Source organism: Sulfuricurvum sp. (genome assembly GCF_049305995.1).
In the GTDB taxonomy this organism is placed as follows: Bacteria; Campylobacterota; Campylobacteria; order Campylobacterales; family Sulfurimonadaceae; genus Sulfuricurvum.
Genome location: NZ_JBAQPS010000065.1, coordinates 1 through 7328, shown reverse-complemented (window position 1 = coordinate 7328; position 7328 = coordinate 1). Strand labels below are relative to the sequence as shown.

Annotated in this window: 6 protein-coding genes; all 6 read right to left on the bottom strand. The window is 43.4% G+C overall.

Annotation, left to right across the window (positions count from 1 at the left end; all coding sequences use genetic code 11):
* Positions 1-1174, bottom strand: a 1174-nt coding sequence (locus WA010_RS02245; protein WP_422555553.1) for a cation:proton antiporter, incomplete at its 3' end; no start/stop codon positions are given.
* Positions 1175-1220: 46 nt separating this feature from the next.
* Complete coding sequence (locus WA010_RS02240) at positions 1221-1649, bottom strand: DUF1566 domain-containing protein (protein WP_422555552.1); 429 nt, start codon at positions 1647-1649, stop codon at positions 1221-1223.
* A 2-nt stretch (positions 1650-1651) separates the two neighbouring features.
* Positions 1652-3472 carry a KUP/HAK/KT family potassium transporter gene (locus tag WA010_RS02235; RefSeq protein ID WP_422555551.1) on the bottom strand — a complete coding sequence of 607 codons (1821 nt, stop codon included), beginning with the start codon at positions 3470-3472 and terminating at the stop codon, positions 1652-1654.
* A 109-nt stretch (positions 3473-3581) separates the two neighbouring features.
* On the bottom strand, positions 3582-4277 hold the full coding sequence (locus WA010_RS02230; protein ID WP_422555550.1) for a response regulator transcription factor: 696 nt from the start codon (positions 4275-4277) through the stop codon (positions 3582-3584).
* Between the two features lie 2 nt (positions 4278-4279).
* On the bottom strand, positions 4280-6961 hold the full coding sequence (locus tag WA010_RS02225; RefSeq protein WP_422555549.1) for a DUF4118 domain-containing protein: 2682 nt from the start codon (positions 6959-6961) through the stop codon (positions 4280-4282).
* A partial coding sequence (locus WA010_RS02220) for a potassium-transporting ATPase subunit C (RefSeq protein WP_422555548.1) occupies positions 6942-7328 on the bottom strand: 387 nt, incomplete at its 5' end. The genes WA010_RS02220 and WA010_RS02225, both read right to left, overlap by 20 nt.

The window sequence follows — 7328 nt, the reverse complement described above, 5'->3', positions numbered from 1 at the left end:
CGCTTCCGAAGAGTTTACCGAATACCGCAAGGACGATGATCCCGCCGCAAATCAGCCATGCATCTACACTGTTGAGCAAACCGATTTCACTGCGTAATCCCGTTAGGGCGAAAAAGAGGGGCAATAGTACCAAAAGGCTGACGTATTCCAAACGCGGTGCGATGAGTTCTTTGAGTCTCGACAGTGCTGATGAGGGCATCATCGCCCCCGCCATAAATGCTCCGAACAGCGCATGTACCCCGATCGCTTCAGTCGCAAGAGAGGAGAGGAGGAGCAAGACGATAATAAACGACATCCCGTTCATACTGAGCCGTTCGCTCTGAGAGTGTCCGATTTTGGCGAAAAGGGGGCGTATGACGTAAAACATGATAACGACATATAAGGCGATTAGGAACAATAAGATGATGGAGGAACTGAGCGATCCTGAAATGGAAATAGCGATAATGAGGGCTAAAATATACCATGCCGTAATATCATCGGCGGCGGCACAGGTAATCGCCATGGAGCCATAGCGGGTATCACCGATATTTTTCTCTTTGATAATCCGTGCTAGTACAGGAAACGCGGTGATGCTCATCGCGATACCGATAAAAAGGGCAAAAGGGATAAAGGAGATATTTTTGGGTGCGAAGATCGGATAGAGCCAGTAGGCTAATGCCACCCCTAAGAAAAAGGGGAAAATGATACTGACATGACTGATAAACACCGAAGCACTCGATTGTTTTTTGATTTTATCAAAATCGAGTTCCATTCCTACTACAAACATAAAAAAGATTAACCCGAGCTGACTGATGAGATGGAGGTTACCGAGGGACTCTTTGGGAAAGAGGGTGATAAACATATCGGGAAATAATGCCCCTAATAAGGAGGGACCTAGGATAATCCCCGCCAATATTTCCCCCACGACGGTCGGTTGAGTGACAAAGGAGACCAGATAGCCAAAGAGTCGTGTGACGATCATGATAACGATAAACTGGATCAGCAACAAAGGGAGTGGATGCTGGAGCTGTTTGAGAAACGTATCGCTGAGTGTTGTCGGTAGCGACGAAGCAGCAGGGGCTATGACTTCAGAGAAAAGATGGCTCTCTAAAAGCGTTCCGTAGTGGAGGATGAGCGCAATGGCGATCCCGAAGAAAAGGATCAATGCCACATAGATTAAAAGTGTCTTTTTCATCCGGAAAGTGTAGCGCAGATCGTCTCAGGAAAGTATCAAGATAGTATTATTTTAAAGTATGAACAACACATCGGACATGACAAGTTTGCTCAAATCCATTGACACTTTTTTTCATGCCATCGGAAAAATCGATCATTCCGACATGCCCCTTGATTGATCCGTGTTCTACCCAGTAACAGCCTGATGCCGTATGAAAAAAAGCTATTGAAATTGCAGGTGTTCGTCTAGTATCTGTGATCGAGAGCAATTGTGATGCAGAGGGAATACGCCAGTCGGTATGATCGGCATAATCAAGTGTCTCGCAATACGCCATTGCACTTTTGTAGCTCATTTGCCGTTCAGCAGAGGAGGGATCATCTTGCCATAGCAGTTTTGTACTGTTTTGTACGACTGTATGACTTTTCGCATTGGCGATGAAATCTCCTCCATAAATCAACGTTGAAGCCAACGTAAGGGTAAAAAATAGTGTTTTCATGGTTAAATCTCCACTCTGCGTGATACCCCGATGAGTTTTTCATGGGGGAAATTGTAAAAACTGACGAAATTCGGTGATATATCTTTAATCATCGCGTATAATTTCCATACAAAGCGATTCGATACAATCTCCTCGTCACCGTAAAAAATAGTCCGTTCGTTAATATTCTTTTCTTTTAATATGGCTCCTACATTTAGCTTTTCCATATATCCTGCATGAATACTCATCACATCGAGCCCTTCACCGAGTGGTGAAATTTCGCTGCTGATTCCATGGGCTTCATGTGTGGTTTTGATCATGACAATAACGTTATAGTCATAGATGATTCCGTTTTGAAACATTGTTTTACTGATGTAAGCTGGGATAGCATCCCATTGACGTGCAAAGAACAGTGCCGTTCCGTCAATATGATCTCTAGTTCGATATTGCTTGGAGTATTCTTCTAAAAAATCTTCTTGATTAATTGGTTGAAGAGAAGCGTAAAGCCGTTTTTGTCCCTGTGTATAGATGACGATGATCAAGAGTGGTACTGATGCTAGAATCAACGACCAGTATCCACCGTGGGGAATTTTGAGCCAGCACGATACGAAAAATAAAAAGCTTAAAGAACCCGTTATGATTGCCAACCCCATTTTAAAATAATCACGTCGATACATGAAAATCATAGTGATTAAAATACCAGTGATGCTCATAGCCCCCGACACTGCCAAGCCAAATGCGGCGGCGAGTTTGGCTGATTCTTCAAAAATAAAGAGCACAGAGACCACGCAGACAAAGAGAATCCAGTTGATCGATCCGACATAAACCTGACTGCGCATCTCATCGGAGGTGTATTGGACGTTAAAATGGGGGAAGATTCTTGTTGTCATCGCTTGATACAACACCGAAAATACACCGCTGATCATCGATTGAGAAGCGATGACCGTCGCCATGATCGTCAAGATTAACATCGGTATATAGAGTGAGGGGATAAGAGTATGAAACATCTCAAAAAATGGATTTTTTACCGCTTCGTGTTGATCGATTAAAAATGCCCCCTGACCAAAATAGATCAGGATGAGGGAGACAAAAACAAAAATCCACCCTTTGAGAATCGGGGTTCGCCCCATATGTCCCATATCGGCATACAAAGCTTCACCACCCGTTGCACATAAAATGACGTCTGCTAAAACAATAAAAGCAATATAGGGGTGTTGGATGACAAACTCGATAGCATGAATCGGAGATAACGCTGTGAGTATTTCAGGAGAGTGGATGAGATAATAGCCTCCTCCAAGAGCCATCACGGAAAACCACATTACCATTATCGGACCAAATGCACTTGCAACCTTTTCGATTCCTTTACTCTGTACTGCGAACAATGCTAATGCAATTCCTGAGGCGATAAGGAGGGTAAGAAGCTGAGGAGTATTCTCATAACCGGGAATCAAATTGATCCCCTCTACGGCACTTAAGATACTGATCGCCGGTGTAATGATGGCATCTCCGATCAGTAGCGATATCCCGATATATCCCAAAGCGACGACGAGTAGACTCATACGCCCTTTTTTTAAGTAGGGGAGAAGTAATTGTACTAATACGACGGTTCCCCCTTCTCCACGTTTGGAGAGGCTGGTAGCTAGCCATGCATACTGTACGGTGACGAGTAAAATCAGAGTCCAAGCAATTAATGAGAGGATTTGAATAATCGTATCAGGTGAGGGGGTAACAAATAATAAAATAACCGCAAACGTATAGATGGGGCTGGTGCCGATGTCGCCATAGACGGCTCCTAATGATTTAACCACCATTAGTTCGTTTTGTATTCGCTCTTTTAGCGTCATTCCTGTCCTTTTGTACCACGAGTAATAGAACAAAATTATAGGTTTTTTTGTATCAGGTAAATCTCAGGATAATTTACAAAAGGATCAAGAAAATATTAAAAAGAGAAATCTAGTTATTCGTGATCGGTTCATTCATCCGATACCCCATTCCTGATTCGGTGACGATGTATTGAGGGATTGAGGGATTTTCTTCGATTTTTTTACGAAGTTGTGCCATAAAGACACGCAGATAGTGAGTTTCATTTCCATACCCTCTTCCCCACACATTTTCGAGTACAAACGTGTGGGTGAGCACTTTGCCTCTATTTTTGGCAAAGAGTGCTAAGAGCTCAAACTCTTTTTTAGTCAGTTTTATCGATTTGGAATCGATTGAGACGGTTTTGTTTGGAAAATTGATGGTTAGTTTTCCGATCGTTATCTCATTATGGAGTGATTCATCTTTGTCTCTGACACGGCGAGTCAACGCTTTTATCCGTGCGATCAACTCGCCAATACTGAAGGGTTTTGTGAGATAGTCGTCTGCTCCCATCTCCAATGCTTCAATTTTTTCTGACTCGATATCGCGCGCACTAACAACGATAATCGGTATATCGCTGAAAATTCTGGCCTCATGGATAAATGTTTTACCATCACCATCCGGTAATCCCAAATCAAGTAGGATGAGGGAGATTGGGTTTTGAGAAAGTGCCACGAGACCTGATTTAACCGAACTGGCTTTGATGAGTTCATATCCTGCCGCCTCCAAAGAGATACTCAACATTTTTTGGATTCCGCTGTCGTCTTCAACCAATAAAATAGCTCCCATTTTTACTCCTCTTTTGAATTCATGTGCATCGAATTGGACTCGATTGGAAGAGTAATCGTGAGTACAAATTCACCGTAGCGTTTTGTTGCGTTAATATTTCCCTTATGCGCTTGTATAATCCCTTTAATGATGGAGAGTCCTAAACCAGAACCTTTGACTTTCGCCGAGGTTTCTGCTCGATAAAATTTATCGAAAATATTGGAGAGTTCAGAGGCGTTAATATCACTGGGATTGCTAACACTAATTACGAGATTAGGTCCCCGTTTTGTGGCGTGAACGTTCACTTCTCCTGCTTTTGAATATTTTAACGTATTATCAAAGAGATTGAGCATTGCCTGCTCCAACAATGAAAAATCCCCTTTGAGCGGTGGGGAATCAATATCAAAGTTAAAATTCATATCCTCGCGTGGATGCTGTTTGAGAGCTTTTTGATAGGCGCTCCTGATAATATCCTCTACATCACACCAATCTTTTTTCAACTGCATCAATCCATTTTCCAGTCGTGCAAAATCAAGCAGATTTTTAAGTATCCGCTCCATCTCAAAAGCACTCTCTTCGATATTTTCCAGTAATTGTTTTTCAGACGCATCAGAGATAGTGACATCCGGGCTATTGATCGTACTCACCGACCCTAAAATCGCGGCTAAAGGGGTTTTGAGCTCATGATAAACCGAGTTAAAGAGTACGGAGGTTAGTTTTTCCGAAGCTTCCACCAGTTTGATATGTTGATTTTGTCGAAAAAGTCCGAATCGCCACAGCGAAACTGCCAGTGTATTCATAAATGCTGAAAGGAGTTCATACGTGGGAGCATCCAACAACGGCAATTCAACGGCAACAACAGCGACTGTTTTGTCAAACGCTTTAGAGGGGAAAAAGGTCATTTCGATATTTGGGAGGGTATTGGTAAATTTTCCGGCACTTTCACCGTTACGGTAAACCCATTGTGCGCAGGCTTGCTCATTAGAAGCGATGCGATAGTACTGACACTCTTCGCGACTTAGCATCTCACCATTTATGATTGCCGCTACGACTTGGAGATTATTCATTTCATCAGGAATAAAAACAATCGTTTTTGACTCGAAAATGGCATGAAGTTTTTTTACAGCATACGCTGAAGCATCTATCTCGTTTTCAAAATCTCCCAATCCGGTGCTCAGTTCATAGAGGCGTCGAAAACGGGTCTCTTCGGTTTTGATCGCTTTGTTTTTGGCTTTGATTCCATCAGAGAGTTTCCCTGCCGTGTAGCCGACAATCAAAAAGATGATAAACGAAAGGGTATAGCGAAGATCATTAACACTAAACGTATAGTAAGGTTCAATAAATAAGAAATCAAACAACAATACCCCGATCAGTGCGGTAAAAAAGGAGTAAGCTACTCCGTAACGGACAGCGGTGAAGAGTGTTACAAGGAGATAGAGGAGGGTGATGTTGACGATACCGAGCATCTCTTTACCTACAAAAGAGATACCTGTTATAGCCACTAACATTGCCAGTGAGTTCAGATAATAACGAAGATTATCTGATATTCCATGCATAGGGTTAATTTGCTCAAAAAGGTTAGGATGTTTTTTCTCAAACGGTACGATATCGATTATACAGGTGGGTTTGCGATCCATAACACTTTTCGTCAGATTGGGAAACAACAATCCGAAAAAGCGGCTTTTGGGTCGTGTCATGACGAGTTCAGTTATGCCATATTCTTCGATCGATTCGATTACGGCATCGATTTTATCTCCGGAGATTTTCGAGATAACAGTAGCTCCAAGTCGCTCAGCAAGACGGATATGCTTACGAATCTGAGCACTTTTTTGGGAATTTCCGGGGGCATCAGAGGTGATTTGTAGGGCTATAAGGTCGGCTTTTAGCGAATCACTGAGCCGTTTGGCATACCGTACCGCGTCCATCGACTCTTCATGATGATCGATGCAGACCATCACCGTATTGGTCTGGACTCTTCTGCCATCCCGTTTAGCAACCGAGTATTCATTAAGTTCATCACTCACTTTTAGTGCCGCTTTGCGAAGTGTTAGTTCACGCAGTTTACTCAGATTTTGTTCGGTAAAAAAGTTGTTAAGTGCCGATTCGACACGCTCTTGTGGATAGATTTTACCGTTTTTGAGCCGCTCGATCAACTCATCGGGAGGGGTGTCGATGAGTCGAAAACTATCCACCCGCTCAAGTACGCTATCAGGAACCGTTTCGACGACTCGAACATTGGTGAGTGAGTAGACGATATCGTTGAGGCTCTCGATGTGTTGGATGTTCATGGTTGAGATAACATCGATTCCGTGGGAGAGGATTTCGAGGACGTCTTGATACCGTTTTTCGTAACTGGAGCCTTGTGTATTGTTGTGGGCGAGTTCGTCGATCAGTACCACTTCGGGGTCACGTTTTAGGATCGCGTCAATATCCACCTCACCGAATTCTGCACGGCCGTAACGGATCTTTTTGGTGGGTATGATCTCTAAACCTTCGACTAACGATTCAGTTTCCTCACGTCCGTGTGCTTCGAGATAGCCGACGACGACATCGATACCGCTTTGTTGGAGTTGACGCCCTTTTGAGAGCATTGCGAATGTTTTACCCACTCCGGCAGCGGCGCCGAGATAGAGGATGAAATTTCCCTCTTCGGCTTTTTGTACCTCTTCGAGAAGCCTTTCGGCCTTAGATTTTAACTTTTCCAAATTCTCTGTCTAATGTTAGATTTAATGTTACGACATTTATTTTTTCTTCCCCTATGATACCCCAATATGGCTGTTGAGCATTTTTATGGATAGCTTCTATCATTTTGGACTCTTCAACTCCTCGTGCTGCGGCTATCCGTTTCGCCTGAATCGTTGCATTTGCCAGTGTGATATGGGGATCGAGTCCACTACCACTTGCCGTCACGGCATCCATCGGCACTTTCTGCGTATTACTTAAATTATTTTCTGTGCGATACGCTTCAACCCGTTCTTTTACCGCATCATGCAGTTTTTGACTGGTATAGCCCAGATTCGATCCGCTTGAAGACGTTCCGTCATATCCATCCGCTCCCGCCGCAGATGGGCG